Here is a 24,603-nt window from a genome sequence, read left to right as displayed (position 1 = left end):
CCCACCGGTCCACCCGACCAACCCCCCGCACACCCCGCACCGCCGCCCGACCACGCACTCCAGGAGCCCCCTGTGACGAGACCCACCAGCCGCGACGTCGCCACCGCCGCCGGGGTCTCCCAGGCCACCGTCTCCCTCGTCCTCGGCGACAAATGGCCCGGCCGCGTCTCCGAACGCACCGCCACCCACGTCCGCGAAACCGCCGCCCGCCTCGGCTACCGCCCCAACCTCGCCGCCCGCAACCTCCGCCTCGGCTCCACCCGCACCGCCCTCCTCGTCGTCCCCGCCCTCACCAACGAATTCTTCGCCCGCGTCTACACCGGCGCCGCCCGCATCGCCGCCGAACACGGCTTCGGCGTCGTCCTCTACCCCTCCCCCGACGGCACCGGCCCCGCCCGCGACCCCTTCGCCTCCGCCAGCGCCGCCCTCGACGGAGTCATCGCCTCCTCCATGGCCGCCGACGCCCTCCACGCCATCGGCGGCAACACCCTCCCCCTCGTCATGCTCGACAGCGACCCCACCGCCGGCAACGCCGCCGCCCACGTCAACCTCGCCATGGCCGACGGCATGCGCCAGATCACCACCCACCTCCTCACCCTCGGCCACCGCCGCTTCCTCCACCTCGCCTCCGCCATCGACTCCTGGACCTTCGACACCCGCGCCGAAGCCCTCAGAGCCCTCCTGGGCCCCCACACCCAGCTGCGCACCGTACGGTCCCCCCTCACCGTCCACGACGCCCGCACGGCCATGGAAACCACCCTCAGCACCCCCCAGGACCGGCCCACCGCCATCGTCTGCGACGACGACATCCTCGCCGCCGGCGCCTGCAAGGCCGCCCGCCGCCTCGGCCTGCGCGTCCCCGAGGACCTCTCCGTCACCGGCTTCGACGACCTCGCCCTCGCCACCGCCGTCGAACCCGAACTCACCACCGTCCACCTCCCCGCCGAACGCGTCGGCGAACAAGGCATGAACGCCCTCCTCACCGTCCTCGACCAAACCCCCTGGACCGCCCCCGACATCCCCGTCCACCTCGTCGTCCGCGACTCCACCGGCCCCGCCCCCACCCCCTGACACGACGCAGCGCCCCGGCCCAGGCCCCGGACCCCGGACACGACGAAGCCCCGGCCCGCCGCGAACGGCGAACCGGGGCCCCACCACCTCAACCCACGCCCTACTCGGCGTCGTCCTCCGGCGCCTCGTCATTCGACACCGCATCCGCCTGCGCCGCCGCCGGAACATCAGCCTCCAGCAACCGCGCCAACTGCCGGCCCCGAATCCGCTTGAACTTCCGCTGCTGCGCCCGCGTCCGGTCCAGCACCGCGACCTCCAGCCGCTCCGCCGGAATCGCCTTGTCCGTCCCGTTCGCCTGACTCGACAGCGCCTGCACCGCCAGCTTCAACGCCTCGGACAGCGTCATCCCGTCCCGGTGCCGCTGGTCCAGGAACGTACTGATCTGCTCGGCGTTCCCACCGACCGCCACCGAACCGTGCTCGTCGACGATCGACCCGTCGTGCGGAAGCCGGTAGATCTGATCCCCGGCAGCCGTCGCACCCACCTCCGCGACGACCAACTCCACCTCGTACGGCTTCTCACCCGCACTGGAGAAGATCGTGCCGAGCGTCTGCGCGTACACGTTCGCCAGCCCACGGGCCGTCACATCGTCACGGTCATAGGTGTACCCGCGCAGATCCGCGTACCGCACACCACCGATCCGCAGGTTCTCGTACTCGTTGTACTTACCGGCCGCCGCGAAGCCGATCCGGTCATAGATCTCACTGAACTTGTGCAGCGCACGGGACGGGTTCTCACCGACGAACACGATGCCGTCGGCGTACTGCAGCACGACAAGGCTGCGACCGCGGGCGATGCCCTTCCGGGCGTATTCCGCCCGGTCGGCCATGGCCTGCTGGGGTGACACATAGAACGGAGTCGACACCGGTGGTCCGTCCCTTTCTTCTGGGCTCCTACGGAACGGCGGATGGTCAGAGCAGGGCGGCGCGCGGCCCGTCGGGCTGCTCCATGCGCCGCTCCGTGATGGCGCGGGCGAGCTCGGAGGACTCCTCCTCGCTGAGCCTGCGGAAGCCCTCGTCGGTGATGACGGTGACGATCGGGAAGATCCGGCGGTACAGGTCCGGTCCACCGGTCGCCGAGTCATCGTCGGCGGCGTCATAGAGGGCCTGCACGACGAGGGTGGTGGCCTGCTGCTCCGTCAGGTCGTCGCGGTACAACTTCTTCATGGAGCCACGGGCGAAGATCGAACCCGAACCGGTGGCGGCGAAGCCGTGCTCCTCGGAGCGGCCGCCGGTCACGTCGTAGGAGAAGATCCGGCCCTTCTCCTTGGCCTCGTCGTACCCCGCGAACAGCGGCACCACGGCCAGCCCCTGCATCGCCATGCCCAGATTGCTCCGGATCATGGTCGACAGCCGGTTCGCCTTGCCCTCGAGCGAGAGGGTCGTCCCCTCTACCTTCTCGAAGTGCTCCAGCTCCAGCTGGAACAGCTTCACCATCTCCACGGCCAGGCCGGCCGTACCGGCGATGCCCACCGCGGAGTACTCGTCGGCCGGGAACACCTTCTCGATGTCCCGCTGCGCGATCATGTTCCCCATGGTCGCCCGCCGGTCACCGGCGAGCACGACCCCGCCGGGGAAGGTGGCGGCGACGATGGTCGTCCCGTGCGGCGCCTCGACGACACCCTCCGGCAGCTTGCGGTTGCCGGGCAGCATCTCGGGCGAGTGCGCCCCCAGGAAGTCCATGAAGGACGAAGACCCCGGCGTCAGGAAGGCTGCCGGTAGACGCCCTGTGCTACGAGTGTTGGGTTCCACAGGTTTCCTTCCACGTAAGCGGCTGCACGCCGTATGACGTCCGGCCGATCCTTGAACTGCCCCAGGGCTGCGTTACAGCTGAAGCACAGTACGCCTCGGACCTTACCCGTCTGATGATCGTGATCAACGTGCTCCGCCGAAGCTGTTCGACAGAGCAGGCAGGTACCGCCCTGGGCCGCGATCATGGCGTCACGCTCGACTTCGGTGATGCCATAGTGGCGCTTGAAGTACGAAGCGCGGTTCCGCTGCGCCCGGCACTCTCTGCAGTAGCTGGCCCAGCCGTCAGAGCTCGTCTTGTTGCGCTCCCACTCCGAGTGAGGCTTGATCTCCCCGCACTGGGGACATCGCTTATGCCCGGACGGCACGGGAATCTTGACCCGGACCGTCCGCCCCTTCGCCTCTTGCCTCTGCTTGTAATGCTCGGCCTGGCATGCACGGCAATACGCCTGCATTCCGTCCCGCATGGCCCGATTACTCGCGAAGGCCTCGTACGGCTGGACGCGCTTGCATCGCGAGCAGCGTTTCGTGCCCTCAGGCGCCGCTTCGACCACCCCAACCCCCCGACCTTCGCTTCGAAGGTCAAATGGCCCCGGCGGCCTCTACTCGCCACCCTTTTGGACGAACGACCTCACGAAATCCTCGGCATTCTCTTCCAAGACGTCGTCAATCTCGTCGAGTACGGAGTCGACGTCGTCGGAGAGCTTCTCCTGGCGCTCCTTGAGGTCGGTCGATTCCTCGACCGCCGCCTCCTCGACCTCCTCGGTCGAGCGCGTCGCCTTCTGCTGTCCGCCGCCGGTGTCCTTGGTCGCCATGTCTACCTCACCCCGCTCGGTTCGCATGCTCATGTCGAAAGACCCCGGGATTCGGGATCTCTCAAGATCAGACCCTACGCCGGACCCTACAAGCAGGGTCCGACATTCGTCCCCGCACTTTCATAACGTCCGGCTGATTTCATGATTCCCTGACCGGGGCCCTTTCAGGCCCCTTCAGGCCCTCTCACTGACCCGAAAGCACCCGCACCAGGTCCTCCGCCGTACGGCAGCGGTCCAGGAGCTCCTTGACGTGGTTCCGCGTCCCCCGCAGGGGTTCCAGCGTCGGGACCCGCTGGAGCGAGTCGCGGCCGGGGAGGTCGAAGATCACCGAGTCCCAGGAGGCCGCGGCCACGTCGTCCGCGTACTGCTCCAGGCAGCGGCCGCGGAAGTAGGCCCGGGTGTCCTCCGGGGGCTTGCCCACCGCCCGCTCGACCGCCGGCTCGTCCACCAGCCGCTTCATCTTGCCTCGGGCCACCAGGCGGTTGTACAGGCCCTTCTCGGGCCGTACGTCCGCGTACTGGAGGTCCACCAGGTGCAGGCGCGCCGCGTCCCAGCCGAGGCCGTCGCGGCGCCGGTAGCCTTCGAGGATCTCCCGCTTGGCGACCCAGTCCAATTCTCCCGACAGGCTCATCGGGTCGGTCTCCAGCCGGCCGAGGACGTCTTCCCAGCGCGCCAGCACGTCCTTGGTCTGCTCGTCCGCGTCGGTCCCGAAACGTTCGTCGACGTACTTCCTGGCCAGCTCGAAGTACTCCATCTGGAGTTGCACGGCCGTGAGCGTGCGCCCACTGCGCAGCGTGATCAGGTGGTGCAGGTCCGGGTCGTGGGAGACCTGGTGGAGGGTGCGTACGGGCTGGTCGACGGCCAGGTCGACGTTGATGAAGCCGTCCTCGATCATGGACAGGACGAGGGCGGTGGTGCCCAGTTTGAGGTAGGTGGAGATCTCGGAGAGGTTGGCGTCTCCGATGATCACGTGGAGCCGGCGGTACTTCTCGGCGTCGGAGTGCGGTTCGTCGCGGGTGTTGATGATGGGCCGCTTGAGGGTGGTCTCCAGGCCGACCTCGACCTCGAAGTAGTCCGCGCGCTGGCTGATCTGGAAGCCGTGCTCGCGGCCGTCCTGGCCGATGCCCACGCGTCCCGCGCCGGTGAAGACGAGGCGTGAGACGAAGAAGGGGGTCAGGTGGCGCACGATGTCCGAGAAGGGGGTTTCCCGCTTCATCAGGTAGTTCTCGTGCGTGCCGTAGGAGGCGCCCTTGTTGTCGGTGTTGTTTTTGTAGAGGTGGATCGGCTGGGCGCCGGGCAGCTGGGCGGCGCGGACGGCGGCCTCGGCCATGATCCGTTCGCCGGCCTTGTCCCAGAGGACGGCGTCGAGCGGGTTGGTGATCTCGGGCGAGCTGTATTCGGGGTGTGCGTGGTCGACGTAGAGCCGTGCGCCGTTGGTGAGGATGACGTTGGCGAGGCCGATGTCCTCGTCGGTGAGCTGGCTGTTGTCCGCGGCCTCGCGGGCGAGGTCGAAGCCCCGGGCGTCCCGCAGCGGATTCTCCTCCTCGAAGTCCCAGCGGGCGCGGCGCGCCCGGTGCATCGCCGCCGCGTAGGCGTTGACGATCTGGGACGAGGTGAGCATGGCATTGGCGTTCGGGTGGCCCGGGACGGAGATCCCGTACTCCGTCTCGATCCCCATTACTCGCCGTACGGTCATGCGGCCCTCCTTGCCCGGCGGCGCTCCCTGCGGGAGCGGCGCTCAAGTACCGCTGGTGCTCCGGTGCGCGTGTCGTGCCTGTTTTCGGTGCGGTGCCCGTCCCCGCACTGCGCGTCCCGCTGCGGTATGGAAGAGCCTAGAACCACATCGCGCTCGTGGGGAGATCGTTTCTGTCATTGAATTCGTGTGGTGACCGGCTGGATTCTGCCGGTAAAGCAGTCGGCTGCGGATGCCCGGGGAGGGCATCCGCAGCCGCTCCGCAGGGTCAGAGGTACTGACCGGTATTCGCCACCGTGTCGATGGAGCGTCCGGTGTCGGCGCCTTGCTTTCCGGTGACGAGGGTGCGGATGAATACGATCCGTTCGCCCTTCTTGCCGGAGATTCGGGCCCAGTCGTCCGGGTTGGTGGTGTTGGGCAGGTCCTCGTTCTCCTTGAACTCGTCCACGCAAGCCTGGAGGAGGTGGGAGACGCGCAGGCCCTTCTGGTTGTGTTCGAGGAAGGCCTTGATGGCCATCTTCTTCGCGCGGTCCACGATGTTCTGGATCATGGCGCCCGAGTTGAAGTCCTTGAAGTAGAGGACTTCCTTGTCGCCGTTGGCGTACGTGACCTCAAGGAAGCGATTTTCCTCGGTTTCGGCGTACATCTGCTCGACGACGGTCTGGATCATGCTGTGGACGGTGCCGGCCGGGGAGCCCTGGTGTTCGGACAGGTCGTCCGTGTGCAGGGGCAGGGAGGCCTTGAGGTACTTGGCGAAGATGTCCTTGGCGGCCTCGGCGTCCGGGCGCTCGATCTTGATCTTCACGTCGAGGCGGCCGGGGCGCAGGATGGCCGGGTCGATCATGTCCTCGCGGTTGGAGGCGCCGATGACGATGACGTTCTCCAGGCCTTCCACGCCGTCGATCTCGGCGAGGAGCTGGGGGACGATGGTGTTCTCCACGTCCGAGCTGACGCCGGATCCGCGGGTGCGGAAGAGGGATTCCATCTCGTCGAAGAAGACGATGACGGGGGTGCCCTCGCTGGCCTTCTCGCGGGCACGCTGGAAGACGAGGCGGATGTGCCGCTCGGTCTCGCCGACGTACTTGTTGAGGAGCTCGGGTCCCTTGATGTTGAGGAAGTAGGACTTGCCCTGGGCCTGTCCGGTCACCTCGGCGACCTTCTTGGCAAGGGAGTTGGCGACGGCTTTGGCGATGAGCGTCTTGCCGCAGCCGGGGGGGCCGTAGAGCAGGATGCCCTTCGGCGGGCGCAGTTCGTGTTCCTTGAAGAGGTCGGGGTAGAGGTACGGGAGCTCGACCGCGTCGCGGATCAGCTCGATCTGGTCGCCCAGGCCGCCGATCTTGTCGTAGTCGATGTCGGGGACCTCTTCGAGGACGAGGTCCTCGACCTCGCTCTTGGGGACCACTTCGTAGACGTAGCCGGAGCGCGGTTCGAGCAGCAGGGCGTCGCCGGGGCGGATGGTGACGTCCAGGAGCGGCTCGGCGAGCCTCACCACCCTTTCCTCGTCGGTGTGCCCGACCACCAGGGCGCGCTCGCCGTCCTCGAGGATCTCCTTGAGGGTGACGATGTCCCCGGCGCGCTCGTAGGCCATGGCCTCGACCACGTTGAGTGCTTCGTTGAGCATGACCTCCTGGCCGCGCCGGAGGTCTTCCGGTTCGACGCTGGGGCTCACGTTCACGCGGAGCTTTCGGCCTCCGGTGAAGATGTCGACGGTGCCGTCCTCGTTGGCCTGCAGGAAGACACCGAAGCCGGCCGGCGGCTGTGCGAGCCGGTCGACTTCTTCCTTGAGGGCCACGATCTGGTCGCGGGCCTCACGGAGGGTATTCGCGAGTCGTTCGTTCTGTGCGGAGACGCCGGCCAGATTTGTCTGAAGCTCGACGATCCGCTCTTCGAGAATCCTCGTGTGTCGCGGAGAGTCGGCGAGCTTACGTCGCAGGACGGCGATTTCCTGCTCGAGATAGGCAACCTGGCCGGCGGGGTCCTCGGACCCTCGCCCGGGCCGGATGCCGCGGTTGATGTCGTCGTCGTGGGCTGCCACGGTCCTCACCTCCTCCAAGGGGAGCTGGACGCTTCCTGACCCTACCTGGGCTGGTGGTGATTGAAACCCCTAGATCACAAAGACGGTAGGGGTGTGTCCGATCTTCACCCTTGCGTACTCCCTCACCCCAAGGAAATACCCACCCATCAAACTCGGGAAGCGGCCGGTTGTAAGGTCGAAGTGTTCAACACCCGTCGAAGCTCGCGCGACTTGCAGCGGGCGGTGTCCGGGATGGATCACTCAGCGCAGGAAACGGCAGGAGATATGACCGTGCACCAGGAGGCTCCGGCGGGCGTCGTCGGTGAGGCCGGGGAGCCACTCGAGGTCTGGATCGACCAGGACCTCTGTACCGGCGACGGCATCTGCGCGCAGTACGCGCCCGAGGTGTTCGAGCTGGACATCGATGGTCTGGCGTATGTGAAGAGCGGGGACGACGAGCTGCTGACGGAGGCGGGGGCGACGACTCCGGTTCCCTTGACGCTGCTGCAGGACGTGGTCGACTCGGCGAAGGAGTGTCCGGGGGACTGTATTCACGTAAGGCGCGTTTCGGACAGGGTGGAAGTCTTCGGTCCGGACGCGGAGTGACGCTTCAAACACGTGTGGCGGGCGAGTCCGTCAGCTCCTGGCGGAATTTCGCGTCGCTCCAGCGCCACTTGGAGAGCTGTTTTTTGTCCGGGCAGCAACGTGGTATTTGGGGCGTGGAGTAGCCGAGGAGGCTCGCGGTGACGACGTGGTCGCGCACGGTGAGCTCGGTGACGCTCTGGCGTTGCGGGGTGTCGAGCAGGGTGGCGACGACGCGGGGGCGGGAGCCTTCGGCGCGGTCCTGGGTGAGGACGTAGATCGCGTGGGGCGGGGTGCCGGAGCCGGCTTCGCAGCGGACGGCGGCCACCGTCTCGGGGCGTCCGTCGCCGTCGAGGTCGCCGTCGGCGGTGGCGGTGACGGTCTGGGGGGCGCCCTTGCAGTCGAGGGGGTATGTGACCCCCGCGGGGTCGGGAGCGGTGGCCTGGGGGCCGTTCGCGGCGGGTTGCGCCGCGGTGGCGGTGGGGGTGCCGGCGGCGCCGTTGGCCGGCTGGAGGAAGCCCGCGGCGGCTACGACGGCGGCCATGGCGGTGGCCGTGGCGAGCCAGTGCAGGGGCCGGGCGTGGCGGTGCGCCAGGTCGTCCAGCGCCGGGTTCGGCTCGGCGGGGCTGTGCAGCACGCGGGGTGTCTCCTTGTGAAGGGTGACGGGGAGCCAGCATCGTGCCACACCTCACATGCGGGTGGAACGGCCGGGTCCGGCGCGGCTGGTTACGGCGGTGGCCGGGGCCGGACGCAACGAAAAGGCGCTGTGGCGCAGTTCCCGCCGGGTGGGGGGAACTGCGCCGCAGCGCCGTCGTGTTGGGGTGGTCGGGAGGGTTACGCGGAGCGGTCGCTGCCGGGGCCGTCGTAGTCCTCGCCGTAGGCGCCCTTGGCGGGGCGGCGGCGGCGCATGGGTGCTTCGACGCCGTCCGCGAGGCGGCGGGCGGTGACGAGGAAGCCGGTGTGGCCGATCATCCGGTGGTCCGGGCGGACGGCGAGGCCTTCGACGTGCCAGTTGCGGATCATCGACTCCCACGGCTGCGGTTCGGCGAAGCAGCCGATCTCGCGGATGGACTCGACGGTCTTGGACAGCTGGGTGGTGGTGGCCACGTAGCAGCACAGGATGCCGCCGGGGACCAGCGACTTGGAGACCGCGTCGAGGCATTCCCAGGGGGCGAGCATGTCGAGGATCACGCGGTCGACGTCGGTGTCGGACAGGTTGTCCTGGAGGTCGCCCACGGTCAGCTGCCACGCGGGGTGCGGGCCTCCGAAGTAGCGCTCGACGTTGGCGGTGGCGATCTCGGCGAAGTCCGCGCGGCGTTCGTAGCTGTGGAGCATGCCCTGGTCGCCGATGGCGCGCAGCAGGAAGCTGCTCAGGGAGCCGGAGCCCACGCCTGCCTCGACGACGCGGGCGCCGGGGAAGATGTCGGCGAAGGCCAGGATCTGGCCCGCGTCCTTGGGGTAGACCACGGCGGCACCGCGGGGCATGGACAGGACATAGTCGGGGAGCAGGGGGCGCAGCGCGAGGTAGGCGACGTTGCCCGTGGTGCGGACAACGCTGCCCTCGGGTGCACCGATCAGCTCGTCGTGCGGGAAGGAACCCTTGTGGGTGTGGAAATTCTTCCCGGCTTCGAGCGTGAACGTGTAGTGGCGGCCCTTGGGGTCGGTCAGCTGAACCTGGTCCCCGACCTTGAAGGGCCCGCGTCGGCGGGCGGCACCGGTCGGTTCGGACATGTGACCAGTGTATTGGCTTCAGGACTGGGGCCGTGCCATGGCCTTCACGAAGGCTTTTTCGACGTCGAGGGTGGACAGGACGCCGTAGATGGTTCCGCCGGGTGCGAGGGCGAGGTATTCGGTGGCGGGGTGGGTGCGCAGGTGGTCGAGGAGTTCTTCGCCGGTGAGCTCGGCTGAAACCTTCATGCCGTCGGTGAGGTCCTGGGCGAGGGTGCTGACGGCGACCCAGGGGCGGCGGTGTTCGGGGACGGAGGCGATGGCGCTTTCGCGGACGATGGCGGTGGGGTCGCCGTGGCCGTCGACGACGACGAGGGCGCGGGCGCCGGCTTCGTTGGCGCGGCGCAGGGCCTCGGAGAGGGGGGTGGCGTTCTCGACGGGGATGGCGCGCCGGGTGAGGTTGCGTGCCTGGAGCTCGGGGAGGTGTTCGCGCAGGCGGGCCATGCGCAGGCTGTTGCCGGCGCCGGTCCAGATGATGCCGGCGAGGATGGCGGCGAGGAGGGCGTCCATGACGGTGTCCATGCCGCCGATCTCTTCGGTGCGGTTGCCGAGGAGTCCGGTGTGGGTGAGCAGGGGCAGGCCGAGGAGGACGGCGAGGGCGAGGCCGCGTCCGACCCAGGCGGCGGCGACGGTGCCGGCCATGGGTTTGCCGGTGATGCCCCAGATGACTGCGCGGAGCATGCGGCCGCCGTCGAGGGGGAGGCCGGGGAGCAGGTTGAAGGCGGCGACGAGCAGGTTGGAGATCATCAGTCCGGCGAGGAGGACGCCGGGGACGGTGGCGGGGTCGACGGCCTTCATGCCGAGGTAGAAGGCTCCGGCGAGGAGGAGGGAGAGCAGGGGGCCGACGAAGGCGAGGACGAATTCGCGGCCGGGGGTCTCGGATTCCTTCTCGATCTCGGAGACTCCGCCGAAGAACTGGAGCTGGATGCGGCGCACGGGGAGTTTGAAGCGCAGGGCGGCGACGGTGTGGGCGAGCTCGTGGACGAGGACGGAGGCGTAGAAGGCGACGGCGAAGAAGAGGGAGACGAGGTAGCGGACGGCGCCGAGGTCGGGCAGGACGCGGTCGAGCTGGTCGCCGAAGACCCAGGTGATGAGGGCGGCGACGAGGAACCAGCTGGGCGAGACGTAGACGGGTACGCCGAAGGGGCGGCCCATGAGGAGTCCGCCGCCCGGTGCGGAGCGCCGGCCCGGGCGCTCGCCGGTTTCGTCGGTGTCTGCCACGGCTGTCCTTCGTTCGGTGGTGCGGTGCGTGTCGGTGCGGTGTCGTTCGGTGGTGATGTCGGTGTGTGGTCCTCCGATCATGCAGTGCGAGGGGGCTCGTCGTCGATGGTATGCGCGTGCTGTCGGTGGCGGGTCGTAGGGTTTTGTCCATGACGACGAGCCCCGGGGCTGTGCCAGGTGCAGCCGATGCCGACGCGAGCCCGAGCGCTGTGGCGCCGACCTCGCTCTCCCCTTCGCGGGCGAGCGATTTCATGCAGTGCCCGTTGCTGTACCGGTTCCGGGTGATCGACCGGCTGCCGGAGAAGCCGAGTGCGGCGGCGACGCGGGGGACGCTGGTGCACGCGGTGCTGGAGCGGCTCTTCGACCATCCCGCGCAGGAGCGGACGGCGCCGCGGGCGAAGGCGTTGATTCCGGGGCAGTGGGACCGGTTGCTGGAGGCGAGGCCGGAGCTGACGGAGTTGTTTCCGGCGGGTGATGAGGGGGCGGGGCTGGCGCGGTGGCTGACGGAGGCCGAGGCGCTGGTGGAGCGCTGGTTCACGTTGGAGGACCCGACGCGGCTGGAGCCGGTGGAGCGGGAGTTCTTCGTGGAGACGGAGCTGGAGTCGGGGCTGCGGTTGCGGGGGATCATCGACCGGGTGGACGTGGCGCCGACGGGTGAGGTGCGGATCGTCGACTACAAGACGGGCAAGGCGCCGCGGGCGGAGTACGCCGAGGGTGCGCTGTTCCAGATGAAGTTCTACGCGTTGGTGGTGTGGCGGCTGAAGCAGGTGGTGCCGCGGCGTCTTCAGCTGGTGTATCTGGGCAGTGGTGACGTGCTGACGTATGACCCGGTGGTGGCGGATCTGGAGCGGGTGGAGCGCAAGCTGCTGGCGTTGTGGGAGGCGATCCGTGAGGCGACGGAGTCGGGTGAGTGGCGTCCGCGGCCGACGAAGCTGTGCGGCTGGTGTGATCATCAGTCGGTGTGTCCGGAGTTCGGGGGGACTCCCCCGGCCTATCCTCTGATGATCATCCCGAGGCCCGCGGCGGAGTCCGCGGGGCCCGGGGCGGTCGGCCCGGACGGTTCCTGACCGGCCGGTCAGGGCACAATGGGCGCCGTCCGCCGGAGCCGTCCGACGAATTCGAGGGAGACCCCCGTGGCCATCCGTGTCCTTCTGGTCGACGACCAGCCACTGCTGCGCACCGGTTTCCGGATGATCCTGGAGGCGGAGGGCGACCTGGCGGTGGTCGGGGAGGCCGGGGACGGTCTGCAGGCGCTGGACCAGGTGCGGGCGCTGCAGCCCGACGTGGTGCTGATGGACATCCGGATGCCGCGGATGGACGGCGTGGAGGCGACCCGGCAGATCACGGGTCCGGGCCGGGACGGGCCGGCGAAGGTGCTGGTGCTGACCACCTTCGACCTGGACGAGTACGTGGTGGAGGCGCTGCGGGCGGGGGCGAGCGGGTTCCTGCTGAAGGATGCGCCGGCCAATGAGCTGGTGCAGGCGATCCGGGTGGTCGCGGCGGGTGAGGCGATGCTCGCGCCCAGCATCACGCGGCGGCTGCTGGACAAGTACGCGGGGCATCTTCCGTCGGGTGACGAGAGCGTGCCGAACACGCTGGGGACGCTGACGGAGCGGGAGGTCGAGGTGCTGAAGCTGGTGGCCCGGGGCCTGTCGAACGCGGAGATCGCGGCGGATCTGTTCGTGAGCGAGACGACGGTGAAGACGCACGTGGGGCACGTGCTGACGAAGCTGGGGCTGCGCGACCGGGTGCAGGCGGCGGTCTACGCGTACGAGAGCGGCCTGGTGCGTCCCGGCGCCCAGTAGCGGCGGGCGCGTACGCGAGCGGGCCGGCGGTCGCCTGTGCGACGGCCGGCCCGCTCGTGCGTGGGGCCCGGTGGGGGTCAGCCCTTGCTGATCTCCCAGAAGCGGAAGACGGTGGAGGCGTCGAGGGACCACTGGAGGCCGTTGACGTTCTGGCGGGTGACGGCGTACTGCTTGCCCTGCCAGAGCGGGAGGATCGGGACTTCCTCGGCGACGATGTCCTGGAGCCGGTTGTAGTCCGTGTTGGCCGCGGTGCGGTCGGACTTGGCGGAGGTCGACGGGATGATCGTCCCGGTGATCTCCTTGTTGTCGTAGTTGTTCTTCAGGACGTTGCCCGGGCCGAAGAACGGCTGCGTGAAGTTGTCGGCGTCGGGGTAGTCGGGGACCCAGCCCTTGACGTAGACGCCGTACTTGCCGGCCTCGATGTCCTTCTCGTACTGCTCGTACTCGACGGACTTCATGTCGGCCTCGAAGAGGCCGCTGTCGTTGAGCTGCTTGGCGATGACCTCGAACTGCTGGTCGGTGGAGGGGCCGTAGCGGGACGGGGTGGACCACAGGGTCAGCTTGATCTTGCCGTTGATGCCGGCGGCCTTCAGGACGGCCTTGGCCTTGTCCACCTGCGGGCTGCCGCCGTAGCGGTCGAAGAACGGGGTGGTGTGTCCGGCGATGCCGGTGGGGACGATGGAGTAGAGCGGGGTGGCGGTGCCCGCGTACACGTCCTTGACGAGCGCGTCGCGGTCGACGAGGTAGGCGATGGCCTTGCGGACGGGCAGCTTGCCGACGACGGGGTCGTTGACGTTGAAGACCATGTGCTCGACCTCGGCGCCGGTGCCCTGGACGACGTCGACCTTGTTGTCGCCGGTCTTGGTCGAGGCGAGGGCGGCGATGTCCTTGGCGGCGAGGCCGCGGAACGCGAAGTCCACGTCCCCGCGCTCCAGGACCGCCTTGAGGCCGGCCTGGTCGCCGTTGAAGAACTTCAGCGTGACGCCGGTGTTCTTGGCCTTGGCCTTGCCGCTGTAGGACCCGTTGACGGAGAAGGTGGCGCTCTTCTCGCTGATCGCGTCCAGCTTGTAGACGCCGGAGCCGACCGCCTTGTTGTCCGTACGCAGCTTGTCCGCCGGGTACTCGCTGTGGTCGACGATGGAGCCCGCACCCGAGGCGATCTTGCTCGGGAAGGTCGCGTCGGAGGTCTTGAGGCGGAAGACGACGGTCTTGTCGTCGGGGGCGTCGATGCCCGCGATCGACGAGAGCATGACGGCCGGGCCGTTCTCGTCGTTGATCTTCAGGGTGCGCTCGAAGGAGAACTTGACGTCCTTCGAGGTGAGGCTGTGGCCGTTGCTGAACTTCAGGCCCTCCCGCAGGGTGCACTTGTAGACCTTGCTGTCGCCTCCCTCGAAGGCGCAGCTCTGCGCGGCGTCGGGCTCGGGGGTGGTGCCGCCCTTGGGGAAGCTCAGCAGCGACTGGAAGACGTTGTTGAAGAGCAGCCAGGAGCCCGGGTCGTAGCCCGAGGCGGGGTCGGTGGACTTCACCTTGTCGGATATGCCCATGACCACGCCCTTGCCGCTGCCGGCGTTGGAGCCATCGGTCGATCCGCAACCGCTGAGCAGCGCGGCGGCGGTGGCTGCGCCGAGCGGGGCCGCCAGCCACTGGTTACGTCGATTCACGCGAACGTCCTTCACAGTCGAACTGTTTCGTTGCTCCGGCCCGCGACACCCGCTGCCGGTCGTTGCCGCTGTCAGCCGCTTACGCCGCGGCCGAGCTCCCACAGCTGGAGGTCGGAGATGGCGTTGACCGACCACTCCACTCCGGTGATCCCGTCGCGTGCGGCGACGTACTGCTTGCCCTGCCACAGGGGCAGGACGGGTACGTCCTCGGCGACGATGTCCTGTATCTCCGTCAGCGCGGGGACGGCGACGTTGCGGTCGGCCGCCCGCCGGGATTCGGGGATGAGCCTGGTGCGCACCGCGCCGTTGGCGTAGGGCGTGCCCAGGAAGTTGTCCTGCTCCAGGAACGGGGCGAGGAAGTTGTCGGCGTCCGCGTAGTCGGGGAACCAGCCGAGGCCGTAGGCGGCGTGGTCGCCCTTCTTCTGCGCGGGACGGAAGTCGGCCCACTCGCTGCCCTGGACGGTGATGTCGAAGAGCTGGGTGGAGTTGAGCTGGGCCTTGAGGGCCTCGAACTCGGCGGCCGTGCCGTCGCCGTAGTGGTCGCTGGTGTAGTGCAGGGTCAGCTTGACCGGGGTCTTGACGCCGGCTTCCTTCAGCAGGGCGGCGGCCTTGGGCGTGTTGGCCTCGCCGTACTTGTTGTAGAAGGAGTTGACGTGGCCGTTCACGGTGGTGGGGACCAGCGAGTAGAGCGGCTGCGCGGACTTGCCGTAGACCTTGGAGATGAGTGCGCCGCGGTCGACGGCGGCGGCCAGCGCCTGGCGCACGGCCTTCTCCTTGACGACCGGGGCCTCGGTGTTGAATCCGAGGTAGCGGATCTCCAGGCCGGGCATCGGGACCAGCTTGACGCCCTTGGGGGGCTGCGCGGAGAACTCGGTGATCTGGGCGGGCGACAGGGTGCGGGAGACCATGTGGATCCTCCCGGAGGTGAGCGCCTTGCCCATGGCCGCGGAGTCGGCGAAGGTGCGCAGTTCGACCTTGTCGTTCTGCAGCTTGATGTCGCCCTTGTAGTGGGGGTTCTTGCTGAAGACGGCGCGGACGAGCTGGTTGTCCTGGACCTCCGCCTTCATCGTGTAGGGGCCGGAGCCGTCCACGGCGAAGCCCTCGCGGAGCTTGCCGGCGTCGTAGTTCTTGGCGCTGACGATGCCGGCGGCGGGGGTGGAGAGCTTGTACGGGAAGGTCGCGTCCGGGGTCTTCAGCTGGAAGACGACGGTGTCGGCGCCCTTGACCTCGACCTTGTCGAGGGTGGACAGCAGCGAGGACGGGCCGTTCTCGTCCTTGATGGTGCGGACGCGGTCGATGGAGAACTTGACGTCCTGTGCGGTGAGCGGGTCGCCGCTGGCGAACTTCAGCCCGGGGCGCAGGGTGCAGCGGTAGCTCTGGTTGCCGGTGTCGGTGAAGCGGCAGGCGGAGGCCGCTTCGGGGACGGGCTGGCCGCCGCCGCGGGGGGTGTGCATGAGCGTCTGGACGGTCTGGCGCAGGACGTTCCAGGCGCCGGCGTCGTAGGCGTAGGCCGGGTCGAAGGGGGCGGGAGCGAACTCTGCGGCCTCGAACCGGTCGGTGGTTCCGACGACGATCGCTCCGGATCCCGCTCCGCCGCCGCTCGCGGTGCCGCATGCGGCCAGCGTGGGGGTGAGCAGTCCGGCCGCGGCCGTCAGCACCATGGTCTTGCGGTTCATGCTGGAAGTACTCCCTGTAACCGGCACTTGTTCAAAGCGGCGTAGAGGGCACTTCGCGGCGGTCGCCCGTTCAGGGCGGAACGATCGGGCCGGTGGTGTGACGATCGGTCCACGCGCTCCCGGCACAGGGGTGTGTGTCCGGGAGGCTGAGGTGCGGCGCAGTGCCCGCGCTGACACTAGTGGTCCGGGGCGGGATGGCTGGAACTGGCCGGACATGGGAGGTAATCGCACCGTGACGGGAGTGAACCGGCTGTTCACACGACGCTCCGTCCGGATTCGGTCAGGAGCTGATCAATCCGGACACAAGGGAAGGTGTGGGGGCGTCCTGACAGGTCTCCGGGGGCTGTGACGGGTGACCAAGGTCACCTGAGGCAACTCCCACGGGAGGGATGGAATTTCGGCCTCCGGAGGCTGCGGCGGAAGATTCTTCCGCCCAGCCTCCGCCCTGCGGTTGTTCTGTTCGGCACAGAGCGTGTGCCGGTGTGTGCGTTCAGTTCATCGGGGCGATGAGGGAGCGCAGGAACGCGAGGTCCACGTCCTCCAGCGAGCGCACGACCGTACGTCCCGGGGCGGCCTCGATGCGGCCGACGGAGGGGATGGCCACGACCCGGCACCCGGCGGCCTCGGCGGCGGCCACGCCGGTGGCGGTGTCCTCGATGACGGCGCAGCGCGAGGGGTGCGCGCCCAGCGCGGTCGCGGCGAGGAGGTACGGGTCGGGGTGCGGCTTGGTGCGGGCGACCTCGTCCCCGGCGACGGTCATGGTGAAGCGGTCGTGACCCAGCGTGAGCAGGACCCGGTCGATGACGCGGCGGTGGGAGGCGGAGACGAGGGCGGTGGGTACGTTGTGCCGGGCCAGCTCGCTCAGCAGCCGCTCGGCGCCGGGCATGAGCGGGACCCGGTCGGCGATGCGGGCCTCGAAGCGCTCGTTGAGCAGGACGCTGAGCTCGGCGAGGCCGATGGCGGCGCCGGTGGCCTCGATGAGGAAGGTCGCGCTGCGGCTCATGGGGCCGCCGACGACCACGTCCCTCCATGCCTCGTCCAGCCGGTGGCCGAGCTCGTGGAAGATCTCCGCTTCGATCTCCCACCAGAAGCCCTCGGTGTCGACCAGGGTGCCGTCCATGTCGAGCAGCACCGCCTGGAGGGCCGAGCCGTGGGCCGGACGGGCGACGGCGGCGGGAACGGTGCTCGTCATGCGCTTTCCTCTCAGAGGGACGAGAAGGCCGGTCACCTCTTCCCGCGGGGGCGTTCCCCGGGGAACAGGCGACCGGCCTGTTTGGGACCGACAAGTGTACGTCGGCGGAGCTCAGCGCGCGTTGAAATACTTCGCTTCGGGGTGGTGAATCACGATGGCGTCGGTGGACTGCTCCGGGTGGAGCTGGAACTCCTCGGAGAGGTGGACGCCGATCCGCTCCGGCTGGAGGAGGTCGGCGATCTTCGCGCGGTCCTCCAGGTCGGGGCAGGCGCCGTAGCCGAGGGAGAAGCGGGCGCCGCGGTACTTGAGGTCGAACATGTCCTCGACCTTGTCCGGGTCCTCGCCGCCGAATCCGAGCTCGGCGCGGACGCGGGCGTGCCAGTACTCGGCCATGGCCTCGGCGAGCTGGACGGACAGGCCGTGCAGCTCCAGGTACTCGCGGTAGGAGTCGGACTCGAACAGCTTGGCCGTGGCCTCGCCGATCCTGGAGCCGACGGTGACGACCTGGAGGCCGACCACGTCGGTCTCGCCGGACTCCTCGGGGCGGAAGAAGTCGGCGAGGCACAGGCGGCGGCCGCGGCGCTGGCGCGGGAAGGTGAAGCGGGTCCGCTCGTTGCCCTGCTCGTCGAGGATGATCAGGTCCTCGCCCTTGGAGACGCAGGGGAAGTACCCGTAGACGACCGCGGCTTCGAGGAGGTTCTCGGTGTGCAGCTTCTCCAGGAGGCCGCGCAGGCGCGGGCGGCCCTCGCTCTCGACGAGCTCCTCGTACGTGGCTCCGCCGGCGCGGGCCTGCTTGAGGCCCCACTGGCCCTTGAAGAGGGCGCCCTCGTCCAGCCAGGAGGCGTAGTCCTTGAGCGGGATGCCCTTGACCACGCGGGTGCCCCAGAACGGCGGGGTGGGGACCGGGTTGTCGACGGAGACGTCCGAGCGGCCGCCGGGCTCCTGCGGCTCCTCGACGTCCAGGAGCGGAGTGTCCTTCCTGGCGACGCGGCGCTGCTTGAGCTCGGGGAGGGCGGCTCCCGGCACGCCGCGCTTGACGGCGATCAGGGCGTCCATCAGGCGCAGGCCCTCGAAGGCGTCGCGGGCGTAGCGGACCTCGCCCTCGTAGATCTCGTGGAGGTCCTGCTCGACGTAGGCGCGGGTCAGGGCCGCGCCGCCGAGGATCACCGGGTAGTCGGCGGCCAGCTTGCGCTGGTTCAGCTCCTCCAGGTTCTCCTTCATGATCACGGTGGACTTCACGAGGAGACCGGACATGCCGATGACGTCGGCCTTGTGCTCCTGCGCGGCTTCGAGGATCGCGGAGACGGGCTGCTTGATGCCGATGTTGACGACGTTGTAGCCGTTGTTGGTGAGGATGATGTCGACGAGGTTCTTGCCGATGTCGTGGACGTCGCCGCGGACGGTGGCGAGCACGATCGTGCCCTTGCCCTCGTCGTCGGTCTTCTCCATGTGCGGTTCGAGGTAGGCGACGGCCGTCTTCATGACCTCGGCGGACTGCAGGACGAACGGCAGCTGCATCTGGCCGGAGCCGAAGAGCTCGCCGACGACCTTCATGCCCTCCAGGAGGGTGTCGTTGACGATGTCGAGGGCCGGGCGGGTCTGCAGGGCCTCGTCGAGGTCGGCCTCCAGGCCGTTCTTCTCGCCGTCGATGATGCGGCGCTGCAGTCGCTCGTCCAGGGGCAGGGCGAGGAGCTCTTCGGCGCGGCCGGCCTTGAGGGACTTGGTGTTGACGCCCTCGAAGAGGGCCATCAGCTTCTGCAGCGGGTCGTAGCCCTCGGTGCGCCGGTCGTAGATCAGGTCGAGGGCGGTGGTGACCTGCTCCTCGTCGAACCGGGCGATCGGCAGGATCTTGGAGGCGTGGACGATGGCGGAGTCCAGGCCGGCCTTGACGCACTCGTCGAGGAAGACGGAGTTCAGCAGGACCCGGGCGGCCGGGTTCAGGCCGAAGGAGATGTTCGACAGGCCGAGGGTGGTCTGGACGTCCGGGTGGCGGCGCTTGAGCTCGCGGATGGCCTCGATCGTGGCGATGCCGTCCTTGCGGGACTCCTCCTGGCCGGTGCAGATGGTGAAGGTGAGGGTGTCGATGAGGATGTCCGACTCGCGGATCCCCCAGTTGCCCGTCAGGTCCTCGATGAGACGTTCGGCGATGGCGACCTTGTGTTCGACGGTCCGGGCCTGGCCCTGTTCGTCGATGGTCAGCGCGATCAGCGCGGCGCCGTGCTCCTGGGCCAGTCGGGTGACCTTCGCGAAGCGGGACTCCGGGCCGTCGCCGTCCTCGTAGTTCACGGAGTTGATGACGGCGCGGCCGCCGAGCTTCTCCAGGCCCGCCTGGATGACGGGGACCTCGGTGGAGTCCAGGACGATCGGCAGGGTGGAGGCGGTGGCGAAGCGGCCGGCGAGCTCCTGCATGTCGGCGACGCCGTCGCGGCCCACGTAGTCCACGCACAGGTCGAGCATGTGCGCGCCCTCGCGGATCTGGTCGCGGGCCATCTCCACGCAGTCGTCCCAGCGAGCCTCCAGCATGGCCTCGCGGAACTTCTTGGAGCCGTTGGCGTTGGTGCGCTCGCCGATCGCCATGTACGAGGTGTCCTGACGGAACGGGACCGTCTGGTAGAGCGAGGCGGCACCCGGCTCCGGCTGGGGGCTGCGCGCGGTGACGGCCGTGCCCCGGACGCGCTCCACGACCTGGCGCAGGTGCTCGGGGGTCGTACCGCAGCAGCCGCCGACCAGCGAGAGGCCGTACTCGCGGACGAAGGTCTCCTGGGCGTCGGCGAGCTCGGGGGCGCTCAGCGGGTAGTGCGCGCCGTCCTTGGTCAGGACGGGCAGGCCGGCGTTGGGCATGCAGGAGAGCGGGATGCGGGCGTTGCGCGCGAGGTAGCGCAGGTGCTCGCTCATCTCGGCGGGGCCGGTGGCGCAGTTCAGGCCGATCATGTCGATGCCCAGCGGCTCCAGCGCGGTCAGGGCCGCGCCGATCTCCGAGCCGAGCAGCATGGTGCCGGTGGTCTCGACGGTGACCGAGCAGATCAGCGGGACGCTGACGCCCAGGGCCTCCATGGCGCGGCGGGCGCCGATGATGGAGGACTTGGTCTGCAGGAGGTCCTGGGTGGTCTCGACGAGCAGCGCGTCGGCGCCGCCGGAGAGCAGGCCCTCGGCGTTGATCTGGTAGGCGTCGCGGATCTTGGCGTAGGTGATGTGGCCGAGCGTGGGAAGCTTGGTGCCGGGGCCGATGGAGCCCAGGACCCAGCGCTGCTGCCCCGTGGAGGCGGTGAACTCGTCGGCGACCTCGCGGGCGATGCGCGCGCCGGCCTGCGACAGCTCGTAGTTGCGGTCGGCGATGTCGTACTCGGCCAGTGCGGCGAAGTTCGCGCCGAAGGTGTTGGTCTCGACGCAGTCCACGCCTACCGAGAAGTACGCCTCGTGCACGGTGCGCACGATGTCGGGGCGGGTGATGTTGAGCACCTCGTTGCAGCCTTCCAGCTGCTGGAAGTCCTCCATGGTGGGGTCCTGTGCCTGGAGCATCGTTCCCATGGCCCCGTCGGCGACGACCACGCGGGTGGCCAGTGCCTCTCGGAGGGCATCGGCCCGGGTCTGGGGGTCGGCGGACGGGGTGGGCGACGAGGCCATGGTGGAGCTCCCTGGGATGCGACGGCTGTCGGCTTTGCACCCCCGCTGTGTCAAGGGTGCACGCGGCCAGCGTAACCGCGAGGCCCCGGACCCGGTGCGGGTGTCCCACGTGGCGGACTGCATTCTGTGCGGGGGCCCGTCAGGGGTGCTCCGGGCGACGTCGGGGCGAAGAGTTCCCCAACGATGCGCAAGGTCGGCATCGACCGATAGTGTTCAGCATTGTCGAACCGCGTCAAGACGGTCACCATGGACAGCAAGGTCAGCAGGAGGCTGCACGATGGCACGGAACATCCAGTCGCTCGAACGAGCCGCTGCGATGCTGCGACTCCTGGCCGGCGGCGAACGCCGGCTGGGGCTCTCCGACGTGGCCTCCTCCCTGGGCCTGGCCAAGGGCACCGCGCACGGCATCCTGCGCACCCTGCAGGCCGAGGGCTTCGTGGAGCAGGACCCCGCCTCCGGCCGCTACCAGCTGGGCGCGGAGTTGCTGCGCCTGGGCAACAGCTACCTCGACGTGCACGAGCTGCGCGCCCGCGCCCTGGTGTGGACGGACGACCTGGCCCGCGCGAGCGGTGAGAGCACGTACGTGGGCGTGCTGCACAAGAGCGGGGTGCTGATCATGCACCACGTGTTCCGGCCCGACGACAGCCGTCAGGTGCTGGAGGTCGGCGCCATGCAGCCGCTGCACTCGACCGCGCTGGGCAAGGTGCTGTCGGCGTACGACCCGGTCGCGCACACCCAGGCGCTGGAGGTGGAGCGCGAGGCGTTCACCCCCCGTACGGTCACGGACGGCGCCGGCTTCGAGGAGATCCTGAGCCTGACCCGGGCCCGGGGCTGGGCCGCCGACGTCGAGGAGACCTGGGAGGGCATCGCCTCGGTGGCGGCGCCCATCCACGACCGGCGGCGCATGCCGGTCGGCGCGGTCGCGGTGGCGGGCGCCGTGGAACGGGTCTGCGGGGAGTCCGGAGAGCCCCACGCGGCCCTGGTGGCCTCGGTGCGGGACTGTGCGCGCGCGGTTTCACGCGACCTCGGCGCGGGCCGGTTCTGACCTTCCTTTACCACCCCCCAGCCGCCATCTGGCTGCTTTCTGCCCACTTTTCGCCATATCCCGCCCACAGGTTGGCCGGATTTGGGCGATCGTACCTAGTGGTAACGATCCGACACCTTGGCCTGGCGAGCCCTTGACGCATTCTTCACTTGGGCGGAAAACTGCCGTTCACCGGTCGGCATTGTCGAACACCTGACGGCAATACGCGCTAGGATGCGACAAGGCCAAGGACCGGTGCAGCACTCACCGAGTGCGCGGACCCACCGGAGGGACCCGGTGTCCGCCCACCCCTGGACGTACGTAAGGAGTCGCGGGTGTCCAGCTCCGACATCTTCATCGGCGAGACCATCGGTACCGCCCTGCTCACACTGCTCGGCGGTGGCGTCTGCGCCGCAGTGACACTCAAGAGCTCCAAGGCCCGCAACGCAGGCTGGCTCTCCATCACCTTCGGCTGGGGATTCGCCGTACTGATCGCCGCCTACGTGTCCGCGCCGCTCTCCGGTGCGCACCTCAACCCGGCGGTCACGGTCGGCATCGCCGTCAAGACCGGTGAGTGGGGCGACGTGCCCCTCTACTTCGCCGGCCAGCTGCTGGGCGCCATGCTCGGCGCGGTCCTCATGTGGATCACCTACTACGGCCAGTTCCGCGTGCACCTGGCGGACCCGGAGCACATCCGCGACGCCAAGCTCGGTCCCGAGGACCCGCACCCGCACGACATGGCCGGTCCCGTGCTCGGCATCTTCTCCACGGGCCCCGAGATCCGTAACGTCGTCCAGAACCTCGCGACGGAGATCATCGGCACCGCCGTCCTGGTCCTGGCGATCCTGACCCAGGGCCTCCAGGCCGACGGTCAGGGCCTCGGTGTCATCGGTGTCCTGATCACCTCCTTCGTGGTCGTCGGCATCGGCCTCTCCCTGGGCGGCCCGACCGGCTACGCCATCAACCCGGTGCGCGACCTCGGTCCGCGCATCGTGCACGCCCTGCTGCCGCTGCCCAACAAGGGCGGCTCCGACTGGGGATACTCCTGGATCCCGGTGGCCGGCCCGCTCGTCGGTGCGGCCCTCGCCGGTGGTCTGTACAACATCGCGTTCGCCTGATCAGCACCGGCAAGATCGCAAGATCCGTACCGCCCTCCTGATTCCGCCTACTCACCAGACCTGCCAGGAGCAGCCACATGACCAGCAGCACCGGCCCCTTCATCGCCGCGATCGACCAGGGCACCACCTCCTCCCGCTGCATCGTCTTCGACCGCGACGGCCGCATCGTGGCCGTCGACCAGAAGGAGCACGAGCAGATCTTCCCGAAGCCGGGCTGGGTCGAGCACGACGCCACCGAGATCTGGACCAACGTCCAGGAGGTCGTCGCCGGCGCCATCGCCAAGGCCGAGATCACCGCGGCCGACGTCAAGGCCGTCGGCATCACCAACCAGCGCGAGACCACGCTGATGTGGGACAAGAACACCGGCGAGCCGGTCCACAACGCGCTGGTCTGGCAGGACACCCGCACCGACGCCCTGTGCAAGGAGCTCGGACGCAACGTCGGCCAGGACCGCTTCCGCCGCGAGACCGGCCTGCCGCTGGCGAGCTACTTCGCCGGCCCGAAGGTCCGCTGGATGCTCGACAACGTCGAGGGCCTGCGCGAGCGCGCCGAGGCCGGCGACATCCTCTTCGGCACCATGGACTCCTGGGTCATCTGGAACCTCACCGGCGGCGCCCAGGGCGGTGTGCACGTCACCGACGTCACCAACGCCTCGCGCACCATGCTGATGAACCTCCACACCCTGGCCTGGGACGAGAAGATCGCCGAGTCCATGGGCGTCCCGCTCAACGTCCTGCCGGAGATCAGGTCCTCCGCCGAGGTCTACGGCCACGTCAAGGACGGCGTCCTCGCCGGTGTCCCCGTCGCCTCGGCGCTCGGTGACCAGCAGGCCGCCCTGTTCGGCCAGACCTGCTTCGCCGAGGGCGAGGCGAAGTCCACGTACGGCACCGGAACGTTCATGCTGATGAACACCGGCGACAAGATCATCAACTCCTACAGCGGCCTGCTGACCACGGTCGGCTACCAGATCGGCGACCAGAAGCCGGTCTACGCGCTGGAGGGCTCCATCGCCGTCACCGGCTCGCTCGTCCAGTGGATGCGCGACCAGATGGGCCTGATCAAGTCCGCGGCCGAGATCGAGACCCTGGCCTCCTCGGTCGAGGACAACGGCGGCGCCTACTTCGTGCCCGCCTTCTCCGGTCTCTTCGCCCCGTACTGGCGCTCCGACGCCCGCGGTGTGATCGCCGGCCTCACCCGGTACGTCACCAAGGCGCACATCGCCCGTGCCGTCCTGGAGGCCACCGCCTGGCAGACCCGCGAGATCACCGACGCCATGACCAAGGACTCGGGCGTCGAGCTCGCGGCCCTGAAGGTCGACGGCGGCATGACCTCCAACAACCTGCTGATGCAGACGCTCTCGGACTTCCTGGACGCCCCCGTGGTGCGCCCGATGGTCGCCGAGACCACCTGCCTCGGCGCCGCCTACGCCGCCGGCCTGGCCGTCGGCTTCTGGCCCGACACCGACGCCCTGCGCGCCAACTGGCGCCGCGCGGCGGAGTGGACCCCGCGGATGCCCGCCGAGCAGCGGGACCGCGAGTACAAGAGCTGGCTCAAGGCCGTGGAGCGTTCCATGGGCTGGGTCGACGACGAAGACGCCAGCTGACCGCACTCAGCTGAGTCAATCGACGAG

General features: G+C 69.0%; 20 protein-coding genes. 7 read left to right on the top strand and 13 right to left on the bottom strand.

The window, feature by feature from the left end; translation table 11 throughout:
- The first annotated feature begins 72 nt into the window (after positions 1-72).
- Positions 73-1,071 carry a LacI family DNA-binding transcriptional regulator gene (locus ACF059_RS22450; RefSeq protein WP_392059889.1) on the top strand — a complete coding sequence of 333 codons (999 nt, stop codon included), beginning with the start codon at positions 73-75 and terminating at the stop codon, positions 1,069-1,071.
- Positions 1,072-1,171: 100 nt separating this feature from the next.
- Here ACF059_RS22450 and prcA read toward each other — a convergent pair whose 3' ends face one another.
- The 6 genes from prcA to arc all read right to left on the bottom strand — a co-directional run bounded on the left by prcA (position 1,172) and on the right by arc (position 7,362).
- On the bottom strand, positions 1,172-1,936 hold the full coding sequence (gene prcA, locus ACF059_RS22445) for a proteasome subunit alpha (RefSeq protein ID WP_360887590.1): 765 nt from the start codon (positions 1,934-1,936) through the stop codon (positions 1,172-1,174).
- A gap of 46 nt (positions 1,937-1,982) precedes the next feature.
- Positions 1,983-2,822, bottom strand: a complete 840-nt coding sequence (gene prcB, locus ACF059_RS22440) for a proteasome subunit beta (protein WP_361947773.1) — start codon at positions 2,820-2,822, stop codon at positions 1,983-1,985.
- Entirely contained in the window at positions 2,774-3,274 is a 501-nt protein-coding gene (locus ACF059_RS22435) for an endonuclease VII domain-containing protein (protein WP_392060337.1), read from the bottom strand. The genes prcB and ACF059_RS22435 overlap by 49 nt, the downstream gene beginning before the upstream one ends.
- A gap of 147 nt (positions 3,275-3,421) precedes the next feature.
- A complete protein-coding gene (locus ACF059_RS22430) occupies positions 3,422-3,634 on the bottom strand; it encodes a ubiquitin-like protein Pup (protein ID WP_030233608.1) in 213 nt (70 codons plus the stop codon).
- Positions 3,635-3,818: 184 nt separating this feature from the next.
- A complete protein-coding gene (gene dop, locus ACF059_RS22425) occupies positions 3,819-5,330 on the bottom strand; it encodes a depupylase/deamidase Dop (RefSeq protein WP_392059884.1) in 1,512 nt (503 codons plus the stop codon).
- Positions 5,331-5,595: 265 nt separating this feature from the next.
- A complete protein-coding gene (arc, locus tag ACF059_RS22420; RefSeq protein WP_360887604.1) occupies positions 5,596-7,362 on the bottom strand; it encodes a proteasome ATPase in 1,767 nt (588 codons plus the stop codon).
- A gap of 264 nt (positions 7,363-7,626) precedes the next feature.
- Between arc and ACF059_RS22415 the strand changes: the two genes are divergently transcribed.
- Positions 7,627-7,947 (top strand): ferredoxin, encoded by a 321-nt coding sequence (locus tag ACF059_RS22415; RefSeq protein WP_392059880.1) that lies wholly within the window; start codon positions 7,627-7,629, stop codon positions 7,945-7,947.
- 4 nt (positions 7,948-7,951) lie between these two features.
- Here the strand turns inward: ACF059_RS22415 and ACF059_RS22410 are convergent, their stop codons facing one another.
- From ACF059_RS22410 to ACF059_RS22400, 3 genes are all read right to left on the bottom strand, one after another.
- Complete coding sequence (locus tag ACF059_RS22410; protein ID WP_392059877.1) at positions 7,952-8,560, bottom strand: hypothetical protein; 609 nt, start codon at positions 8,558-8,560, stop codon at positions 7,952-7,954.
- 197 nt (positions 8,561-8,757) lie between these two features.
- Positions 8,758-9,654 (bottom strand): tRNA (adenine-N1)-methyltransferase, encoded by an 897-nt coding sequence (locus tag ACF059_RS22405; RefSeq protein ID WP_360887613.1) that lies wholly within the window; start codon positions 9,652-9,654, stop codon positions 8,758-8,760.
- Positions 9,655-9,672: 18 nt separating this feature from the next.
- Positions 9,673-10,953, bottom strand: coding sequence for a site-2 protease family protein (locus ACF059_RS22400; protein WP_392059874.1), 1,281 nt, complete (start codon positions 10,951-10,953; stop codon positions 9,673-9,675).
- Between the two features lie 68 nt (positions 10,954-11,021).
- On the opposite strand from ACF059_RS22400, the gene ACF059_RS22395 reads away from it, so the two are divergent.
- Complete coding sequence (locus ACF059_RS22395) at positions 11,022-11,939, top strand: RecB family exonuclease (protein WP_392060335.1); 918 nt, start codon at positions 11,022-11,024, stop codon at positions 11,937-11,939.
- Positions 11,940-12,005: 66 nt separating this feature from the next.
- Positions 12,006-12,677, top strand: a complete 672-nt coding sequence (locus ACF059_RS22390; protein ID WP_360887622.1) for a response regulator transcription factor — start codon at positions 12,006-12,008, stop codon at positions 12,675-12,677.
- Between the two features lie 77 nt (positions 12,678-12,754).
- On the opposite strand, the gene ACF059_RS22385 is transcribed toward ACF059_RS22390, so the two are convergent.
- The 4 genes from ACF059_RS22385 to metH form a co-directional block, all read right to left on the bottom strand.
- Entirely contained in the window at positions 12,755-14,338 is a 1,584-nt protein-coding gene (locus tag ACF059_RS22385) for an ABC transporter substrate-binding protein (RefSeq protein ID WP_392059871.1), read from the bottom strand.
- Between the two features lie 71 nt (positions 14,339-14,409).
- Complete coding sequence (locus ACF059_RS22380) at positions 14,410-16,014, bottom strand: ABC transporter substrate-binding protein (RefSeq protein WP_392059867.1); 1,605 nt, start codon at positions 16,012-16,014, stop codon at positions 14,410-14,412.
- 490 nt (positions 16,015-16,504) lie between these two features.
- A complete protein-coding gene (locus tag ACF059_RS22375; protein ID WP_361947751.1) occupies positions 16,505-17,206 on the bottom strand; it encodes an HAD family phosphatase in 702 nt (233 codons plus the stop codon).
- Between the two features lie 111 nt (positions 17,207-17,317).
- Positions 17,318-20,830: a methionine synthase gene (gene metH / locus ACF059_RS22370; RefSeq protein WP_392059864.1), complete on the bottom strand. Its 3,513-nt coding sequence runs from the start codon at positions 20,828-20,830 to the stop codon at positions 17,318-17,320.
- 277 nt (positions 20,831-21,107) lie between these two features.
- Here metH and ACF059_RS22365 point away from each other — a divergent pair, with 277 nt between their 5' ends.
- From ACF059_RS22365 to glpK, 3 genes are all read left to right on the top strand, one after another.
- The gene (locus ACF059_RS22365; protein WP_360887636.1) at positions 21,108-21,875 is read left to right on the top strand and encodes an IclR family transcriptional regulator; all 768 of its coding nucleotides are present in this window, start codon (positions 21,108-21,110) and stop codon (positions 21,873-21,875) included.
- A 314-nt stretch (positions 21,876-22,189) separates the two neighbouring features.
- Positions 22,190-22,972 carry an MIP/aquaporin family protein gene (locus ACF059_RS22360; protein ID WP_392059861.1) on the top strand — a complete coding sequence of 261 codons (783 nt, stop codon included), beginning with the start codon at positions 22,190-22,192 and terminating at the stop codon, positions 22,970-22,972.
- 77 nt (positions 22,973-23,049) lie between these two features.
- A complete protein-coding gene (glpK, locus tag ACF059_RS22355) occupies positions 23,050-24,576 on the top strand; it encodes a glycerol kinase GlpK (RefSeq protein ID WP_361947741.1) in 1,527 nt (508 codons plus the stop codon).
- The last annotated feature ends 27 nt before the right edge of the window (positions 24,577-24,603 follow it).

The sequence above is a fragment of the Streptomyces sp. NPDC016562 genome (assembly GCF_043076955.1).
In the GTDB taxonomy this organism is placed as follows: domain Bacteria; phylum Actinomycetota; class Actinomycetes; order Streptomycetales; family Streptomycetaceae; genus Streptomyces.
The sequence above is the reverse complement of the archived record's forward strand: the minus strand, read 5'-3'. Positions and strand labels throughout refer to the sequence as shown.

What these genes read in the sequence shown, in the direction of transcription:
- ACF059_RS22435 (WP_392060337.1), bottom strand. Translation starts at nt 3,274, where the DNA reads ATGCAGGCGTATTGCCGTGCATGCCAGGCCGAGCATTACAAGCAGAGG.
- ACF059_RS22430 (WP_030233608.1), bottom strand. Translation starts at nt 3,634, where the DNA reads ATGGCGACCAAGGACACCGGCGGCGGACAGCAGAAGGCGACGCGCTCG.
- dop (WP_392059884.1), bottom strand. Translation starts at nt 5,330, where the DNA reads ATGACCGTACGGCGAGTAATGGGGATCGAGACGGAGTACGGGATCTCC.
- ACF059_RS22415 (WP_392059880.1), top strand. Translation starts at nt 7,627, where the DNA reads ATGACCGTGCACCAGGAGGCTCCGGCGGGCGTCGTCGGTGAGGCCGGG.
- ACF059_RS22405 (WP_360887613.1), bottom strand. Translation starts at nt 9,654, where the DNA reads ATGTCCGAACCGACCGGTGCCGCCCGCCGACGCGGGCCCTTCAAGGTC.
- ACF059_RS22400 (WP_392059874.1), bottom strand. Translation starts at nt 10,953, where the DNA reads ATGATCGGAGGACCACACACCGACATCACCACCGAACGACACCGCACC.
- ACF059_RS22395 (WP_392060335.1), top strand. Translation starts at nt 11,022, where the DNA reads ATGACGACGAGCCCCGGGGCTGTGCCAGGTGCAGCCGATGCCGACGCG.
- ACF059_RS22380 (WP_392059867.1), bottom strand. Translation starts at nt 16,014, where the DNA reads ATGAACCGCAAGACCATGGTGCTGACGGCCGCGGCCGGACTGCTCACC.
- ACF059_RS22375 (WP_361947751.1), bottom strand. Translation starts at nt 17,206, where the DNA reads ATGACGAGCACCGTTCCCGCCGCCGTCGCCCGTCCGGCCCACGGCTCG.
- metH (WP_392059864.1), bottom strand. Translation starts at nt 20,830, where the DNA reads ATGGCCTCGTCGCCCACCCCGTCCGCCGACCCCCAGACCCGGGCCGAT.
- ACF059_RS22365 (WP_360887636.1), top strand. Translation starts at nt 21,108, where the DNA reads ATGGCACGGAACATCCAGTCGCTCGAACGAGCCGCTGCGATGCTGCGA.
- glpK (WP_361947741.1), top strand. Translation starts at nt 23,050, where the DNA reads ATGACCAGCAGCACCGGCCCCTTCATCGCCGCGATCGACCAGGGCACC.